The sequence below is a fragment of the Gordonia phosphorivorans genome (assembly GCF_042432625.1).
Classification (GTDB): Bacteria; Actinomycetota; Actinomycetes; order Mycobacteriales; family Mycobacteriaceae; genus Gordonia; species Gordonia phosphorivorans.
Genome location: NZ_JBHLWV010000006.1, coordinates 154077 through 171436, shown reverse-complemented (window position 1 = coordinate 171436; position 17360 = coordinate 154077). Strand labels below are relative to the sequence as shown.

At 64.4% G+C, this 17360-nt stretch carries 18 protein-coding genes; 11 read left to right on the top strand and 7 right to left on the bottom strand.

What is annotated here, in order from left to right; translation table 11 throughout:
* Positions 1-139 precede the first annotated feature (139 nt).
* The 6 genes from ACFFJD_RS02325 to ACFFJD_RS02300 all read right to left on the bottom strand — a co-directional run bounded on the left by ACFFJD_RS02325 (position 140) and on the right by ACFFJD_RS02300 (position 5098).
* Positions 140-811 (bottom strand): hypothetical protein, encoded by a 672-nt coding sequence (locus ACFFJD_RS02325; protein WP_382360336.1) that lies wholly within the window; start codon positions 809-811, stop codon positions 140-142.
* A 486-nt stretch (positions 812-1297) separates the two neighbouring features.
* A complete protein-coding gene (locus ACFFJD_RS02320; protein ID WP_382360333.1) occupies positions 1298-1921 on the bottom strand; it encodes a hypothetical protein in 624 nt (207 codons plus the stop codon).
* A 212-nt stretch (positions 1922-2133) separates the two neighbouring features.
* The gene (locus tag ACFFJD_RS02315; RefSeq protein WP_382360330.1) at positions 2134-2445 is read right to left on the bottom strand and encodes a hypothetical protein; all 312 of its coding nucleotides are present in this window, start codon (positions 2443-2445) and stop codon (positions 2134-2136) included.
* Positions 2446-2786: 341 nt separating this feature from the next.
* A complete protein-coding gene (locus ACFFJD_RS02310; RefSeq protein ID WP_382360327.1) occupies positions 2787-3950 on the bottom strand; it encodes a tyrosine-type recombinase/integrase in 1164 nt (387 codons plus the stop codon).
* Between the two features lie 2 nt (positions 3951-3952).
* Positions 3953-4651: a hypothetical protein gene (locus ACFFJD_RS02305; protein WP_382360324.1), complete on the bottom strand. Its 699-nt coding sequence runs from the start codon at positions 4649-4651 to the stop codon at positions 3953-3955.
* A gap of 108 nt (positions 4652-4759) precedes the next feature.
* Positions 4760-5098 (bottom strand): hypothetical protein, encoded by a 339-nt coding sequence (locus tag ACFFJD_RS02300; RefSeq protein WP_382360321.1) that lies wholly within the window; start codon positions 5096-5098, stop codon positions 4760-4762.
* A gap of 1874 nt (positions 5099-6972) precedes the next feature.
* On the opposite strand from ACFFJD_RS02300, the gene ACFFJD_RS02295 reads away from it, so the two are divergent.
* The 10 genes from ACFFJD_RS02295 to ACFFJD_RS02250 all read left to right on the top strand — a co-directional run bounded on the left by ACFFJD_RS02295 (position 6973) and on the right by ACFFJD_RS02250 (position 14721).
* Complete coding sequence (locus ACFFJD_RS02295; protein WP_382360318.1) at positions 6973-7890, top strand: ParA family protein; 918 nt, start codon at positions 6973-6975, stop codon at positions 7888-7890.
* Positions 7887-8471 carry a ribbon-helix-helix domain-containing protein gene (locus ACFFJD_RS02290; RefSeq protein ID WP_382360315.1) on the top strand — a complete coding sequence of 195 codons (585 nt, stop codon included), beginning with the start codon at positions 7887-7889 and terminating at the stop codon, positions 8469-8471. The genes ACFFJD_RS02295 and ACFFJD_RS02290 overlap by 4 nt, the downstream gene beginning before the upstream one ends.
* 288 nt (positions 8472-8759) lie before the next feature.
* The gene (locus ACFFJD_RS02285; RefSeq protein ID WP_382360312.1) at positions 8760-9014 is read left to right on the top strand and encodes a hypothetical protein; all 255 of its coding nucleotides are present in this window, start codon (positions 8760-8762) and stop codon (positions 9012-9014) included.
* Positions 9015-9096: 82 nt separating this feature from the next.
* A complete protein-coding gene (locus ACFFJD_RS02280; protein ID WP_382360309.1) occupies positions 9097-9462 on the top strand; it encodes a ribbon-helix-helix domain-containing protein in 366 nt (121 codons plus the stop codon).
* 6 nt (positions 9463-9468) lie between these two features.
* Positions 9469-9714 (top strand): hypothetical protein, encoded by a 246-nt coding sequence (locus tag ACFFJD_RS02275; protein WP_382360306.1) that lies wholly within the window; start codon positions 9469-9471, stop codon positions 9712-9714.
* Positions 9711-10433, top strand: a complete 723-nt coding sequence (locus tag ACFFJD_RS02270) for a hypothetical protein (RefSeq protein ID WP_382360303.1) — start codon at positions 9711-9713, stop codon at positions 10431-10433. Before ACFFJD_RS02275 ends, ACFFJD_RS02270 begins: the two co-directional genes overlap by 4 nt.
* A 688-nt stretch (positions 10434-11121) precedes the next feature.
* On the top strand, positions 11122-12273 hold the full coding sequence (locus ACFFJD_RS02265) for a hypothetical protein (RefSeq protein ID WP_382360300.1): 1152 nt from the start codon (positions 11122-11124) through the stop codon (positions 12271-12273).
* Between the two features lie 3 nt (positions 12274-12276).
* On the top strand, positions 12277-13065 hold the full coding sequence (locus tag ACFFJD_RS02260) for an AAA family ATPase (protein ID WP_382360297.1): 789 nt from the start codon (positions 12277-12279) through the stop codon (positions 13063-13065).
* Positions 13066-13132: 67 nt separating this feature from the next.
* A complete protein-coding gene (locus ACFFJD_RS02255) occupies positions 13133-14545 on the top strand; it encodes a MinD/ParA family ATP-binding protein (RefSeq protein WP_382360294.1) in 1413 nt (470 codons plus the stop codon).
* On the top strand, positions 14545-14721 hold the full coding sequence (locus ACFFJD_RS02250) for a hypothetical protein (protein ID WP_382360291.1): 177 nt from the start codon (positions 14545-14547) through the stop codon (positions 14719-14721). Before ACFFJD_RS02255 ends, ACFFJD_RS02250 begins: the two co-directional genes overlap by 1 nt.
* Before the next feature lie 102 nt (positions 14722-14823).
* Here ACFFJD_RS02250 and ACFFJD_RS02245 read toward each other — a convergent pair whose 3' ends face one another.
* Positions 14824-15861, bottom strand: a complete 1038-nt coding sequence (locus tag ACFFJD_RS02245; RefSeq protein ID WP_382360288.1) for a GAF domain-containing protein — start codon at positions 15859-15861, stop codon at positions 14824-14826.
* 104 nt (positions 15862-15965) lie between these two features.
* Between ACFFJD_RS02245 and ACFFJD_RS02240 the strand changes: the two genes are divergently transcribed.
* Positions 15966-17345: a cytochrome P450 gene (locus tag ACFFJD_RS02240; RefSeq protein WP_382360285.1), complete on the top strand. Its 1380-nt coding sequence runs from the start codon at positions 15966-15968 to the stop codon at positions 17343-17345.
* Positions 17346-17360 lie beyond the last annotated feature (15 nt).

The following is a 17360-nucleotide window of genomic DNA, read 5'->3' as shown; positions in this document are numbered from 1 at the left end:
ACCTCGAGAACTCACGACGCCGGATACGATTCCACTGCACCCGCAAACAGCGGGCAGGCATCCAGATTCACTGCTGAGGTGCCCGCTCAACTTCGAAGAGCCCCGATAAGCGGGTTGGCAGGCAGGGTTGACCTGTTGCTTACGCGGCCGGGAGCGCCGCGGTGATCTGGTCGATCAGTGCGCGGGCGGCGGCAGCAGCCTCGACGACCAGATCCTTCTTCTTGCCGTTGACACTGGCGATCGCCCAGCCGGCCTCGGTGAGCTTTCTGCCCAGTGCACCGAGATCGTCGTTGCTCAGGGTCGGTGACACGTTCTGGTTCGCCAGCCGCGAGTCCTCGGCGAGATATTCGCCGGTCCGCCACCAATCTTCTTCGTGCAGCCAGACAGTCAAGTCGGTGTTCGCAGCGATCACCAGCAGGAGCTGGCGGGTGGTCCAATCACTGGGGTACCCGCCGATCGGTTCGCCTCGCAACTGCAGTTTCGAGTTGCGTGCGACATGCACGTACTTGATCTCACTGTCGCTGCTGTAGCCCAGTTCGATGGCGCTCACGGTGTTCGGTCGCAGGTTGTAGTGCACGGTCAGTTCGTAGCCGTCACGCGACCACACCTCCGATTGCTCGTCCTGGGTGACCAGGGTCCAGCCGTGGCGCTGCATTGCTCGCGCATTCCGTGTGCGGGTTGCAGAGCGGGTCGGGGATTGTGTCGCCATGACGCGAACCTCTTTCCTGTGGGGCGCACCCGACATCTTCGGGTGGAACAGGTTGAGCGTTGCACCAGGCAGAGATGGCGTGCGGCAAGCCGACAGTGGCAAGGGCCAGCCATCTGACGGTGCTGCCGCAGGCGCCGAAAGTCTGGACTGGCCGCGCAAAAGTCTGGATTACTGGACGGTAGCGCCCCTCCCGCCACCCAGGTTTCAAACTCTGGACTGGGAACCGAGAGGAAGGACAGCCGCGCGCCGATGTTGTGTGCCGCAGGCCGTCCGTTAGGGCTCACGCCCGAGCGCGAGGTAGCCGCTGTTGCCACTGATTCCGTTATTCATTTGTCTTTGCCTCCTTCCGTTTACGTGTCACCGCTTCTGGCTCTGGCTCCACCTGCTGGAAGGCGGGGTGGTTGATCTCCCCGCTCGTCGTCACGGTCTCGCCCCGAAACTGCACGATTGGTCAAGCATATCGCCGCCCGACGGATCGGGTGCCGTGACCTACGACAAAGAAACGGTCGAGAAAGTACAAACCGAGATGATGGACAAGATAAAAGGCCTGGGTATACATACCCAGGGCCTAAAGATTGACTACCTGTTCTAGCGATAGTTAGGATTGGACATACATATACCCAAATCTTCACTATCTATCTTGCCATCCTCAATCTGCTGACCCTTTGATATGTCACCATATACAGTAACTCCTGATCTATTGAGGATGGTACCTGCTGTTTTGTTCGGGGATATTGACTGTCCGAGTTTTATAATACTCCGAGCACTATCAATTAATTGGCCCTTTTGTGTATCCGAAAGACTCTCAACGCTGATGTATGTTGAATATGCATCACCATTATCGTAATCCTTCACTCTAAAATTAGAAAGTATCTCATTGTCTGTTGGGTTTGTTATGTTCTGATCTATATCTATTACGCCCCCATAGACACCCTTGCCCTGACTCTCCATATCCAAACATTGTTCGTTACTTAGCACTTCATACCTACTTTGACCCACCTCGCCCGCAGAAGTAGAGCCGCTTCTGTTTCCTTCGCCGCTCTGACTGATCCCCACAATAACGCCGACACCGACTATGACGGCCAGTGCGCCCGCACCTATGGCGTACTTCAGATTGTTGGTTGGCTTCTCTGGGCCATTAGGCTGCTCGCCATAATTACCGCCGTAGCCACCGCCGGGAGGCTGGTTTGGTGGTGCCGGCGGCGCACTCATGTAGTTCGGCGGCGGAGCCTGTCGCGGCGGCTGCGTCGGCGGCGCGTGCTGGCCGTACGGAGGCTGTGGCCAAGCCTGATTTTGATGAGGCTGACTCGGGCCTGCCGCGGGAGGACCATACGGCCTCGGCGGAACACCCTGCTGCCAGTTGCCAGGATGCTGGCGTGGGTCGTTAGCCATTGCTCGAGTGCCTTTCAGCCGTCTTCAGTGCCTCATCGCGTGGGCGCAGCCACACTATACGTGCAGGTCATCGACATATGGGCCTCCGCCGTTACCAGACTGTCAGCGTTTCTCGCAGAAATCCCATATTCAGATGACATCGGCGCGCTCACCGCCACCCGCTCGATCTCCAGTCGGTTCGCCAGCGCATAGCGGATCGTCCCCGGCGCGCACGAGCGGCCGTCTGCCGTCCGAGCCTCCACCAGGCGGCGCAGGTGCTTCTTCACGTGCTGCTCGTGGTCGACGTCCTCAGACCAGTCCACCTGCTTGTCCAGGATCACCTTGATCACGATCTCCTCGGTCACGTCGATGCGCCCCGTGGCCCCGTACTCGCTGCGGTCGCCGTTCTTTATCCACCGTGATGCAGGGCAACTCGTCGGTGGGAATCAGGCCGGGGTCGGAGTCGTAGACCGCCTTGATCTCGGACTTGCCCACGAACTCGCGGCGCAGGAACTCCACGATCGCCGCTGTCGGGTCGTTCAGAGACACACTCATTTCGAGCAGCTCCGAATCTTGTCAGCCAGTTTGAGGGCCACCGTCCGCCGCACATCGCTCTCCAAGCTGGTGTAGATCCCGATCATGGCGCGGCGCGGGATCTTCGTACGCGCAGCAGTCGCGACACCGGACAGTCTTGGCCGGCTCCGATTCAGAGGCCGAGACCGGTTGCGGCGTTGTTGTCGTAGGCCGAGCGTTCACGTGCGTATCGCCGCAGGCCGCTGGTGGATCGGTGCCCGGACTGGCGCATGATCTGGCGGTCTTCCTTGCCGTTCAAGTACGCCTCGGTGACGAACCCGGCTCGCAGTGAGTGTGCCCCGAAGTCTGTGGCGTCGACGCCCAGGTCGGTGGCGGCCAGTCGGCGGCGCACGATCGTGGACACCATCTCGTCGGACATGACTCGTTCGTCGATGTCCCCTGCCCGGGTGATCCGGCGGAACACCGGAGATCCGGGCTTGGGCAGTGGTGCGTTGTTCCTGCAGATGTGGTGTGACGGCGGTTCGCTGCGCGCGAGCAGCCGAATCAAGCCCATGCGCCCGTGTTCGTCGTAGGTGGTGACCGCTTCCATCCACCGCAGGTAGGCGCAGGGCCCGCACGTGATCAGGCTCTCCCCTGTCGGCAGCGCTTTAACGTGCTCTTTTCCGGCCTGGTCGGTCTTGGATCGGCGGACAGTCATCGTCCACTTGGAATAGGTGCGTGTCACGTCGCGGACCCGCAGTCCGGTGATCTCGGAGCGCCGCTGGGCGCCCACCCAGCCCAGGAGGAGCACTGCGGTGTCGCGACGTTCGTGGAGGTGTTTGCGCCAGGTGTCGGCATCGGCGCGGGCCGTGGAAATGCAGGCCGTCAGCTCGTCGAGCAGCAGTGGCTGCTCCTGCACGGGCGCAGCCGTTCCCGCGCGGGAGGCACGGTTGCGCATGGCCCGCATGAAGTCGCTGATCTTCGGGTGTTCCCACAGGGCAGGGGTGAGGGGTTGGTCGACGACCGCGATCGGCATGGCGACTGCAGCGCGATGCTTGTACTTGATGGCTGCGGCCACCTGGTCGATGTAGCTGACCTTGTAGGGGCGGTCGCTGCCGGCGGGACGGGAGCGTTCCATGATGTGCAGGTACTCGCAGACCACATCGACGTCGGCCGGCAGCGACTGGTAGCCGCTGACCTGGCAGTAGGACTCGAATGCCTGCCAATGCCGCTCGTAGGCGCGGCGGGTGGACGGAGCGAGCACATCGCCGAGGGCGTCGTCGATTCGTTGGCGGCCAGCCACCGAGATGGATGCCGGTGCTGTAGTGGCAGCTGGCGCCGGAAGCACATCTGGCATGGCTACTCCCCGACCATGACTTCCGCGTACCGCCGCCACACCGCCTGCTGGGCCGGCTCTGCCGAACGCGGGTCGTCGACGCCGTCGGCCGCGGCGAGCCGGGTGACCGCTTCGGCGATGGCCTGTTCACGTTCGGAGCTCACTGCCGCCCGCACCGCCTGTAGGCGTGCGAGCCGCAGTTGGACGGCGGACAGTTCGCGGTCCACTGCTGCCACACGGATGGGTCCGGACCAGACGGTGTCGGTGCTGCCGTCGGCGTTGGTCGCAACCCAATGCCCGTCGACGAGCCGCACTTCCGGTAGATCGCTGACCGGCGGGACCACCGGCACCGTCTCCGGTGCTGGCGGCGCGGTCGGTGCTGGCGGCGCGGTCGAGACCTGCAGGTGGGGTGCCGGGCCGACGACCGCGGGGGCGGACTCAGCCCAGTGACCTCCAGTCCCCTCAGCGGGCACTGCTGGCGCTGCGACGGGCGACTCGACGGGCCAGACCGGATTCTGCTCGGCCAGCTGGTGCGGCGCCTCGCCGGGCCGCACCAGCTGACCGATGAGGGTGGCGCGGCCGAGCATGCGGCCGTCGGCAGTTCGGAACCGAACCTTGCCGCGTTGGATTACGGCGAGAGCGTCCAGGCGCTCCCCCTTCCATTCGATGAGGAAGGCGCGGCCTTCGCCGTCGGCCGTGATTCCCTGTCCCGTGCTGCCCATCAGCTACCTTCCGCTCCGGTCCGCGACTTCGCGCGGCCACCTACCCGTTCCACCACATCTGTCACTGTGACCATTCGCCCCTGAATAGGTACTGGTCACAAGTACTTTTCATGCCCGACCGAAGTCGACTTCGAGCACCGCCGCGCCGACTGTGAAGTCGGCCGGCCCCCGGGTGCTCAGGGACCAGCGTCCACGGGCCCAGCAGAACACCGCGGTCATCCACTGATCCGGCGCCGCCCCGGCGGCGGCCGCCAGTAGTCGCTGCCCACCGGCGGCCAGGTCACCGCCATGCTCGACCAGCCAATCCCATCCGTCGTCGGTGGCCAGCAGCGTGGTGATCGGCGCGGTCGGCGGTAGTGGGCCCATGTTCGCGTCAAAGTCCGAGAACGGCCTGGACAGCGGGCATACCGTGCTGACCTGCAGCGATTCAGGGACTACCGCGGTCATGTGGTCACCAACCTTCGTTTGACCTGGCGTTTCAATGACACTACCACGCATATCGGCCGCTCACAGGGCTCATTTCGCGCATTTCCCCAGGTAGAGAGTGGACTATCTCCGAGAAGTGTAATTCTCAAAGAAAGTCTCGCAGGAACCTGTAGTGATCGTGCCCTTAAGGCTCACCCCCTCCCTGGGGTGTCAGTTTCGGTGTCGAGATGCAGCGAAGATTGACAGAACCTGCTGCCTTGTTAAACAAGCGTTGGATGCCGGCCTCTAAGCGCTGACCTGGTCCGATCTGTGCGACCGGGCCTACCGCGGGGTCGGAATCTTGACTGATTTGCCGTCAGACTCCGGGATCCGATGTCAGTGGATCTGGCAGTACCCAGCAGCTTCCGGACTTGGCGCCACTGAAGCCTCTTCCGCCGGACATGCCTTGGCGGCCGGCCCGGAGCCAAGTGGAGTTCCGCCGCAGACCTGGACTCCCCCGGCCGACGGCCTATCTCGGAGATCTGGCTGTAGGGATTGGGTCCCGGGCCGCGTTTTCGGCGCTCTCCGTGGCAATGAGGGCGTTTTCCCAGGTCAGAGCTGCCATCCGCCGCGCCAGGAGGGCGGTCATGTGGATGATCGGGCTGACATGACTCGCTGAGCCCAACCCTGGCCGATTCCCACCCCAACCCGCCGTACGGCTTGACGAACACTCGGTGTCCTGCCGAACACGCGGCGGCCAAGATCCTCGCCGACGGCCACCCGGGCGGCCCTGGCCGCCCCTGGTCGCGGCGATCAACCCCGGAGTCCTGCCCCTCCCCCAGCGCGATCCGCTGACTCCAGCACGCATTCGCGGGATTCACCCATCAGCTAATGTCCGCTGGCGCGGCCGCGGGGTCGCGCCGGATCACACACGACCGCGCACTCCGTCCGCCCGATTTCCAGTCACCCAACCTCGCCCCGTACCGCGCGTTCGCTGCCGGATTGTCGCTACAAGAACGGCGCCGATCGAGCACCGCAACGGCACGCTCAGGAGTCTGCACCAGCGCGGCTTTCATCGCTGCTGCGCACGCTTCTGGTCGCCGACAATCGGACCTCGTCTGCACCTGCAACACGCGACCGGAGCGCGCCTTGGAGGCCCCTCTCGGCGAGACGGACCATCGAGGTGCTCATGCCTGCCCTATTGCGGCGCTCACTTCTTACGTACCCTACCTCTACAAGCACCCGTCCGCTACTGGTTTTCGCAGGTCTAAGCACAGTATTACACCCCGTACGCTCCCCGGTAGACGTGCCACCGCACCTTGCGGTATATCACCCGGTTATCGACCCACTATGAGACACTTCGCAAGGCCCCATACACGTCCCGGTAGTTCCCACACCTGTTAACCCAGTGCCCGCACCACCGCTACACCCACCGCTAGGACCACCGAAAGAGCCACCGTTGGATTCACCGTTGGATTCACCGTTGTTGCCCACACGTGTTTCAGTAGTGAATACACCGTTCGTACCACCGCTTGTTCGCACACTGTTCTCCGTATGTAAGACACCGCTCATTCCGCCGGTGGACGCACTACTTGTTCCACCGGTCGTTCCATCGTGCGTCACACTGTTGCGCCCACCGTGCGATCGGTGACGTTGTCCACCGTTGTCACGCACGGTGGCCAACACGCTGCGCTCGGTACGCAGCCTCATACGGCAACTACTGATGGGTTCGGTGTTGCCTCCCGTACTGCAGGCAACAACGTATGCAATACTGGCTCCACTCACAGCTGCTGTATGGCGTGCAGTAGTGGTGAGCACGTCGGACGTCCTATTGCCGTCGGTGCCACACACCCCGCCGCGCAGGGATCACCTCGACGCATCCAGTCACTACGCCACCTGACCTATCTGGAGCCCGCATGAATAGCTACGCCCCGTACCTCACACGAACAGTGGTCAGCGCCAACTCCAAGGGCGGCGTCGGTAAGACGTCGGTCGCGGTGAATGTCGCAGGTCTGGCCGCCGAAAGTGGCTGGCGAACCCTGTTGATCGACCTGGACCCGCAGGGCAATGCCGCCGACGACCTCGGGTACGGGGTCTCTGACGACGGAATGCACCTTGCCGACGCCATTCAGGGCCGGGCACCGATGGCACCAGTGATCACCGATGTCCGTCCCAACCTCGATGTGATCCCGGGAGGATCGCGCCTGGACGACCTCGAATCCTTCGTGACCGGGGCGATCATGAAGGGCCAGGTGGAAGAACCGCATTTAATGTTCGCCGCAGCACTTGCGGGGGTGGCGGGGGAGTACGACCTGATTGTCATCGACACTCCGCCCACCCGGCCACTGCTGATGCAGCAGGCCCTCGGCGCGGCCCGATGGCTGCTCATCCCCACCAAGTCCGACCGCGCCTCCATCCGAGGGCTGCAGAAGCTCGCGCAACAGTTGACTTCGGTGCGCCGCTACAACCCCGACGTGCAGGTCCTCGGGGCAGTGCTGTTCGGCGTGACCTCGGGCGCCTCGAACGTCCGCAAGAATGCGATCGAAGACCTGTCTGCGGTCCTCAACGAGGACGGCGTCGTTTTCGACACGGTGATCCGTCACGTCGAGGCCACCGCGGTAGAGGCCCGCTACGCCAACAAACTCGTCCATGAGCTGGCGAAAGAGGTCGAGGACGCCGAGCCGTACTACGAGGCGATCAAGGCTGGCAATAAGCCGGTGAGCTTGCCGTCCAGTGCGCCGCGGCTCGCGGGCGACTACATGCTGCTGACGCAGGAGATCCTGTCTGCGCTCACCGAAGTCTTCACCGATGAGGCTGAGGCGGTGGAAGCGTGAGCGCCCGCAATCAGCTGAGCCCGGCCGGTCTGGGTGGCCCACCCGCGCGGAAGAAGCCCGTGATCCCGCCGCCGCCGCGGCCGACGGTGAGCAGCCCGCCCGCTCCCGTGCCAACCCCGGATGCGGAGCCAGTAGCGCCGGCAGCGGCGCCGCCGGCGCCTTCCCACAGCGCCGCGCAGGAGATGCCCCGGCGAACCAAGCGGGGAGTCAGCCGTCGTGCGCCCGCCGGGTCTCCCGACTCGAGCATCCCGATTTCGCTGCTGCTTCCGGTCGAGCAGGCCAACTGGGTGCGAGAACAGCACCATTCCGGCACGACGCACGCCAACATCATCCTGAGTGCGATCGCCGCGCAAAAGGACCGGCTGCCGGCACTGGTGGCGAAGCTCAAGAACCAAACAATGACCGACGACGGCCTGTTTGTCCTCTCTAGTGAGCGTCGAGTGACCGTCCAGACGACCCAGCTGCAGATCTCCACCCTCCGCGCCAACATCGACACCCTCGATGATCTCGTCGCGAAGATGAAGGCCAGTTCGCGGTCCGAACTCGTACGCGCAGCTCTGCACGGCCAGATGATGTCCTGAATTAAGTTCCCCGCAGCGAGCTGCCCGGGCCGCTATGCGAGCCCGGGCAGCCTTCCCACCGGTCATTTCCTAGACGCTTACTGTTGGATACGTGGGTTGTTGGGGATACACACGTAACCCGTGTTTTACGGTGCACCGGCGGTATGCATGTATCCGCAAGTACACGGCTTTGCCGTGTTTGACGTGAACCCAGCTGTACCGGCGTTGTGCCTGTACCGCTCACGAAGGAAAGACCAGCCTTCTACGGTGAGCGGACAGCAGATTGAGATTGCGATGGAGGGCTCGACGATGGCGCCTGGCAGGACGACGGCGAGGAACTGGTCAGTCGACCGCGACTTCGTGGAAGAGCTCTCCGCCAGCCGGCGAGCATTCGTGGAGGCCGAGGCCGACCAGGTGTGGAGTCGACTCAACGGCACCGTCGCCGAGGGCGTGTTCTTGCAGATGGTCGCCCGGATCGGCATGGAAGTGATCGCCAAGGACCCCAAGCTTCGGGCCGAGATGTGGAATCACGTGCCGCCCAGCGCACGCGGCTATCGTCCGTGAACTGTGGCGGCTGACGCGGAAGGGGAGAGCACAGGTCTATGCTCATCTTCAATTCGAAGCCAATGACACATAGAGGACCACCATGCCCCGCCCGATTACGGTGCGGCTGCCTGCAGATGCGCGCCGCACTCTCGATCTAGTCATCCACCGCACCCAACGGTCGGTCGCCTGGCTGTTGACTGAGGCCATCTACGACGCTGGCCAGGCCTACGCGCACGATCCCACGATCCTCGACGAGCACCTTTCCGCAGCTGTCGGCCCGGACCCCCGGCGCACGTCGTTCCATGTCACCGACGCCGCGCACACAGTGTTGGCCTCGTTGGCGGCCGGCACCAACCGACGTCCGGCCAACCTTGCGCGCGCAGCGTGGCTGCACTGGACCTCGGTGAACTCGGTCGAGCAGATCGTGGCTTTCAGTGGAGCCGTACGACCAGACCAGGTCGGGTGAGCCAAGATGACTCTCGCCTCCCTGACCTCCCGCCAGCAGCTCACCATGGCCGCAGCCCAACTGCTGCTCGCAGCTCGCACCGAAGCCCGCCCCAGGTACGAGGCTGCTGACGCCGAACGCCTGCTTCACGCGCACCTTCGGTTCTCCCACCGCGGCCACGACGCCCGCACCGTCTCCCCGGCCGCCGCGCTCGACGAGCTGCTGGCAACGAAGTTCGCAGTCGGCACCATCGAGAGTTGGTGGCTGCCATGACCGGCACGAGCCCTGCCCGCCGCCCACGCAGAGCTGGTCTTTTCACGCAGGTACCCAAGACGCTCAGCGAGCAGCTGAACGCAGCTGGCTGCACACTGCAGGAATCGGGCCTGTACTTCCAGATGTACACCGCGCCCGACACGTCAGCGACCGGCTACGTATACCGCCGCCACGAGTGGGCCGAGGTCGTCGGGTGTAACGCCGATTCGATCGACCTGTACCTGAGCGGGCTGGAGCAGAAGGAACTCATCGTCGTCTCCGGTCCCGCGATCCTGATCACCGGATACATGGCTGACCAGTCGTTTAACCAGCCGAAATACCTCAAGAGCGGCCTGTGGGATCTGCAGCGGTCACTTCGCACCAAACCGCTTCTGAGGTTCATCATCGGCACCCAGTTGCTGGCGCTGAACACGGCCGCCATGGTCGGAACCAAGGCCGATTCGGCGTGGCAGGCAGCGCAGTCCCTGTGGGAAGAGATCACCGGCGGCGAACTCCCGCCGGTTCGGCACATGCACGGCAATCTCGATGAGCCGAACCGCACGATGATCGACAGTCTCGCCCAGATGCCCGACGCCGATCTGATTCACGTCGAACTCGATCGCCGCAAATGGCTTGGTGTTCACCCCCAGCTGCGCGAACCTTTGCAGCGCGCTCTGGCCGACTTCTCCGCAGATTCTTCGGTCACCACGTTCCGCCAGCGCCGCACCGGCAGCCAGTAGCCCGCGGCCGTGCCGACCGTCGCCTCGACCGCAGGAACTGGCATACCCTATGCCACCGCGCGGCGAGGATCCTGCCGAAACCGCGCCGCCGGACAGCAGTCGCCAGCCCCGCGCCGGCGACCCGCGAACCACCCGCATCGCGGGTGGCATACCCTATGCCACCCGGCGCCCTGGGAGCCCTCTGGATGTCCGATGTGGCATAGGGTATGCCACCAATTTTGTGAGACGTTCGCGGTGAATCGTCTCACTTTCCGAGGTGGTGGCATACCCTACGCCATACCCTATGACACTACTGTTTGCGCAGGTCAGAACAGGTTTGCCATAGGGTATGCACATCTCGCGTACGCGCGCGCGTATACGCGCGCGAGCGCAGGCACGCTGAGACATGACACCAAGTGGTGCTCGCGTTGCGTACATAACTTGCGTTGGGGAGGGGGGTCTGGGGGGAGACGGCGACGCAGTTCCAGCCCAGATGCCGCACTCGAAAATGCACGACTGCGACGCTTCGCATCGCAGCCCGGCTTGGGGCCAAGCCCCAAGCCCGAGCCCACAACTGAACCAACGCCGCGCAGAAAGCGTCTGGCTATCAGTTCGGCCCCGAACTGCCCGGAGCACCTAATCAGCCCTCAGAAGGCCACACAGGGCCAGCAACGGGCCAGCGAAGCCACATACGGAGAAGGGAAGTGACATGACACTTGCGGAACGTCACGACGACTACGAGCAAACCCCTGGAGCCACGACACTGGCAGCAGAGGTCGCCGATCAGATCCTGACCCGTCTCGCTGACCGCCCCGAGCTCCTGGACGCGATCGCCGACCGCCTCGCCGACCGCCTCGCCGGCCCGCTCGCGCAACCAACGAGCGCCGCGACCGCGCCTGTCGAGAACCAGCCCGCCATGATCACCGAGGCCTCACACACCACGGTGCGTGAACTACTCGACTGGGTGATGACGCACCATTCCCACCTGGTCAGCGGCGACCCCGAGCTATGGGCGGCAGACCTCATCGCCGCGGCAGGGGATCGCACTGCGCTGCCGATGTTGCGCTGGGCGATGTCCACCGATTGCGCCTCGACGTACTGGATCACCCGCAGCAAGCCACTGCTTCCCCCGCGAGCGGGCCGCTCCAAACGGCACGGCGACTGCGCTCAGCTGATCGTTGAGTACCGTGCGTCCGCCGAGCATCCCGATGTGTGTGCCCTCATTGAGCAGGTCATCGAGGGGATTCGGGGGCAGATCACCCGCTTCGGTGTCCATCAGTTCACGCAGGACGCCGGCCGCTCCCGACGGGCTGCCGCAGACCTGCTGCGCACCCACGAATGGAACTCGGCGCAGGTGGTCGAAATCGTCGCCTGGGGGTTGGCGAACAAGCCGCATTGGCGGTCGAACGTGAAGGCCGTGCCGACCGCCGCGACATTCACCAAGATTCGCGGTGACTGGATCTCCGCGGGCAGGCCGTCGTTGTCGTCCCTTGCCGCCGTCGAGACCCCCGACGTGAAGGTCATCGCCGACGGGTGGGCCTACCACTACGGCCGGCTACACAAGTACGAGCACGTACCTATCACCGAAACCAGTCGCCGCCGGATCGCCGAGTGCTTGTCCGGCAGTGACGGTGCGGACGCTCTGACCGTCGACCAGCTCAAGCAGTTCGTCCTCTGGCTGTGCGACTCCACGAACAGACACACCCAGTACCTGGTCAGTGGCGTGGACTTCCCGTCCATCGCCAACGTGCGCCGCGGCCTGACTGCCATGCGCACACTCGACAAGAAATCGGCGGTGACCACCACAAATGATGTGGCTTCCGGGCAAGTCCGCGCGACCATCGACGTCTCGGAGGTGTAGCTGATGGCGTGGACGATGGTTTCCTGTTCCGACTGCGGTGCCACCATGCGACGACTGGGGTCACCGTCGCCGACGGCTCTGTGCGCGATGTGCGTCGATGACGGCGGCGCGGCCATGCGCGAGTCCGTCCACCGGGCCAGCTCTGCCCGGTTGGAGCAACGGCTGGGCCGGTTCGATGGCGCTGGCGGGTTCGACGGTGCCGAACTTCCCGCCCACCCGGAGAAGCGGTGGGAGAAGTTGGCGGCCACGGCCATCGACGAGCACCTGCGGCGGCTCGCGGACGCTCAGCCGGGCCGGACTGGTCTGGTGTTCATCGGGCCCACCGGCATCGGTAAGACGCGGGCGGCGATCGCGATGACACGCGCGGTCGCAGCCGTCGAGCCTGCAGGGGTGGCGGCCATGACCGAGTCGGATCTGCTGAGCCCGTCAGTTGCGCCTTGGGAGCTGCCCACACACGTCGCGCAGCTGCTCAGCAACCGGCACACCATCATGATCGACGAGGTCGGCAGTGTCTCCAGGCCAGCCGATCAAATCATGGCCGGCTGGCGCACCGTCGTCGAGCACGTGCACGCCTCACCGCTGCCGGTGCTGTTCATTGCCACCACCAACCGACAGTCGTGGTCGGAGAGTGGTGGGTTAGGGGAGTGGATGGGCGCCCAGTCGGTTTCCCGCCTTCGGGAGTGCTGCGAGATGGCCACGACTGGCTGGACTGATCATCGGATCAATCGCGACCACCTGGACTGGAAGAACGCCTTGCTCGCCGGTGGTCGACGGGGAGGCGATGGCGCATGATCGCGTGGAATCCACGGGAAGACACGCTTGCGACACTGGACCTGATTCGAAGCCAAGAGGAGCAGAAATGACGGATCTCGACCCGTGGTTGATGACCGATGAGGACGTCAGTCGGATGTACGTCTCGGCCACCGAACCGACTACTCCGGCGCCGGAGCAGCTGCAGGACAGCGTCGCCGGCTCGGACGAGTTCAACGACGCCGACGCGGGCTTCGGGTTCGTTGGCCCTGGTGCGGGGCGTGAGTTGCCGACGTTCGCTGCTCAGGATCTGGGTCCAGAGCAGTCGACTCCTGTGCCGGTCTCGGGGTTTCCTGTGGGGTCGGTACCCAATGCTGCGGGCCAGGGGACGCCTTCGGAGGAGGCCTGGACAAGGGAGCCGCCGATGGCCGCCCCACCTGTTGTTCCTGACGTTGCTGTGCACACCGCGCCTGTGTCTACGCCGTCGGTCGCCCCGGTCTCTTCGCCGCCGGTGGTGGCACCGTCGGTCAGCCGCCGGTCCCCGGCACCAGCTCCTGCGCCTCGCCCGGCCGGCACGGTTTCGACCGCCCGCACCTCGACGCCGCCACCGACTTCGGACACGATGACGAAGGACCCGGAGAAGGGATTGCAGGGCGCACTGCGGCGCGTCGGCCGGCGCATGGAGAAGAGCCTGCCGCCCGAGCAACTGCTGATGCACCTCAAGAAGCCGTTGCAGCGACCCTCGATCGTGGCGGTGGTCAATCACGGTGACGGCAGCGGGAAGACAACGATGACCGCGGCCATGGGCCAGCAGATGGCGACCCACCGCCGGGACCGTGTGATCGCCGTCGATGCCGTCGCTGCGGTCGGCGGACTGTCTCACCGATTGCCGGTAAACAATTCCTCGACCATTCAGACCATGTTGGACAACATCGACTCGGTCCGAAAGTGGTCAGATGCGCGCCAGCACACCTCGCAAGGGCGCACAGGCCTTGAGCTGCTGGCGTCCGGGACGTCGATCGCGGACGAGTCCTTGCTGACCGCTGACGGCTACCGGAAGGTCATTTCCGCGCTGACGGCGAACGACAGCTACAACCTGATTCTGGTCGACTCTGCGGCCGGCGTGTGCGGGCCACTGGCCGACGCGGTCCTCGACTCCGCGGATGTGATTGTGGTTCCGATGTCGGGAATGGACGGCGTGACCGGCGGGGTGGCCACCATGAACCGGCTGATGTACCTGGCTGACAAGTACCCCAGCCGACGAACTCACTTCCTCAATCTGATCTCCACGGCAGTGGTCGTGATCAACCACGTGTCAGCGCGGTCGATCATGAAGGACCAGGAGGTTGCCGCGACCTTCCGTGATCGGATCGGAGTGCGCGAGGTGGTGTCGGTGCCACATGATCGGGCACTGACCGACGGTGCCGCGTTCGACATCACGACGATGTCCAAGGCCACCAGTCACGCCTTCCTGCAACTGTCGGCAGAGATCATCACGTCACTGCGACGGGGCGCGGCCTGATGCGTGATCCCTTCGCGATCCTCACCGAGCATCCCAACCGGACGTTGGGGGCGTGCGCGACGCTCATCGTTGTCTGCGCCGTTGTCGCGGCGATCCTCACCTCGTTGTGGCCGTTGACAGTCGCCTCGATCCCGTTGGCTGTCGCGGGTCTGACGTACATGGCGAACTCGGGCTGATCGCGGCACCGCACAACGGCGAAACCGGGTGGCCACTGCTGTGACCACCCGGTTCCGTGACGTCTGCGAGGTGTTATCCCCGGTATGCGGTTGCCCGGACCGCTAGGGAGACAGCACCGCTTCGGCGTTCATGGCTGCCACTTCGCTGTCCTCGAGAACCCGCACGCGGGCCACCAAGACCGCGGGGCCGACCGTCTCGGACGGGTACGAGCTGAATGTTGTCTGGGTGGGCACCCAGTCGTCGTCGTCGCCAGCAGCGATGCGCACGAACACTGACAGCTGGGTGGTTTTCTCGGCGTCGACGAGTCGACGTTGGACGTCCCAGACGGCGGCGACGTCGTCGGGGTGCAGGTGGTGGCCGGCCTTCTCCGCCGAGTTCAGGCGGAGCCGGACCGGTGGTGGGGTCATCCAGTAGTTGAGGACCGGTTCTTGAGTCTGGTCTCCGGGGAAGCCGATGAGTAGCGCCCCACTCTTGCGGGACAGGGAACCGTCGTCGACGGAGGCCAGGGCCGCCGGATGTACTTCGGGTGCGGAGAACTCGGTGATGTCCTGACCCAGAGCTCGAATCTTCTTGCCGTCGTGGTCGTAGCGGGCCAGACCGAGCCAGTACATGAGGTGCCCGGCTTCGTGGTGAATGTTCATGAAGCAGCTGAACTTGCTGCCTTCGGTCGGGTTGGCCGCCATCTGCAGGAACTCGGGAATCTTGTCGAAGCGGATCACCTTGCGCAGAAACAGGGTGGGATCACGGTCAGCACTGAAATCGGCCGGGCTGTTGGCGCTGAGCATGAAGCATTCCAGGGTCTGGACGAGCTTGTATTCGGCGAGGTCGACGTAGAGCGGGCCAAGCTTCGGTGCGGTGGTCGGCTCGTCGCCGGCTGCGCCAACCCATACCGACACCGCCTGCACCACACCGTCTGGCCCCAGTGCAGGTTCGGCGATGATCCGGGTGGCCGTACCGCGCACCTCCGACTCGGAGTCTTCCCGCTCACCGCTGGCACGCACTGTGGCGACCACGGAGTCCAGGTCAACACCGAGTTTGCCGCCGAGACGGCTGACCGACTGCCATTCCACGGCCTTGTCGCCAGCGAAACACACGGTCGCCGCATCAGGGCTCAAAGTCTCGATCACATACCACGTCATGGTCTACCTCCGCCGGAAATAGTACCGATACCGATTGTTTGGACGAACAAGATCTGTCCCCCCACGGCCTACGGCCCGATGTGCGAGATGGAACACTCGGGGCCATGAAGCTCGATACGAGGTTTCCGCATCCCGGTCCCCGAGTCCCGATTCTCGGAGACATTTTCGGTGTCGATCGCCATCACCCGACGCTGCACGAGATGACGTTGGCCGATTCGCTGGGCCCGATCTTCGAACGGAAGCTCCTCGACTCGCATCTGATCTTGGTCGCTGGCGGCGAACTGGCCGGCGAATGCAACGACGAAGGGAACTGGGCGCGGGCCCTGGCCGGCCCGACCCTCAAGTTCCGCGGGATCACCCGCAGTGGACTGTTCACGGCAAAAACCTCCGACCCACTGTGGGGGCAGGCTCGCCGCATCCTGGATCCAGGGTTCGCGCAGTCGGCGCTCAAGACCTACCACTCGGCGATGCAGTCGGTCGCCGACGATCTCATCGAGCACTGGTCCACCCGCGAGGTCGTGGACGTGCACGAGGCGATGACGAACGCGACCTTGGAAGTCATTGCGCGCGCCGGGTTCTCCCGCAACCTCGGCCTGTTCAGTGACGACGGCGCCGATCAGCAAGTGGAGACCCTGCTGACTGCCCTCGATCAGGTGCTGTCGTGGGCGTCGGAATCCTCTAACGACCTACCTCTCATCGGACAGGTCCGAGGCTTCTTCCAGGAGCGTCAGTTCAAGGACAACCTGGCCGAGACTCGCGACTACTTCGATCAGATGGTCGCTGACCGTGCGGCCGGGAAGGAGCCGGCGCAGAACGATCTGCTGGGTCTCATGCTCGACACAGTCGACCCTGAGACCGGACAGAAGCTGCCGCACGAGAATGTGCGCGACCAGGTGCTCACCTTCCTGGTGGCCGGGCACGAGACGACGGCAGCGCTGCTGGAGGTCACACTCTGGTACTTGGCTGCCCGCAAGGAGTTGGCGACTGCAGTCGTCGACGAAGCCTCCGACCGCGGCTTCGACTACTCCGGTGTGGCCGGCATGCGAACCACCCGCAACATCCTCAATGAGTCGCTGCGTCTGTGGCCGCCGGTGCCCGGCATGTTCCGCATGTCCCGGAAGGACCAGCAGCTTGGCGGCTACAACATTCCTGCCGGGCATCCGGTGTTCGTCCTGACCTTGGCCGCCCAACGCGACACCGAGGTGTGGGGGCCCACGGCTGGCGAGTTCGATCCGACCCGATGGGACGCGAAAGCGTTGCGGCAGTACCCGAATCGCTACTTCACGCCGTTCGGGACCGGACCGCGTAGCTGCATCGGGCGGGCATTCGCCATGCAGGAGTCGGCGCTGCTGATCTCCCGGATCTGCGACGCCTTCGACATGACGCTGACCGAGCCGGGCGGGCAGGCACCGGTCATGCGTGAACGCGGCACGCTGCGCCCGGAACCGTTCACGGTGAAGATCACCGCCCGCCCCGGCAAGTAGCGGGACTGGCTCTCC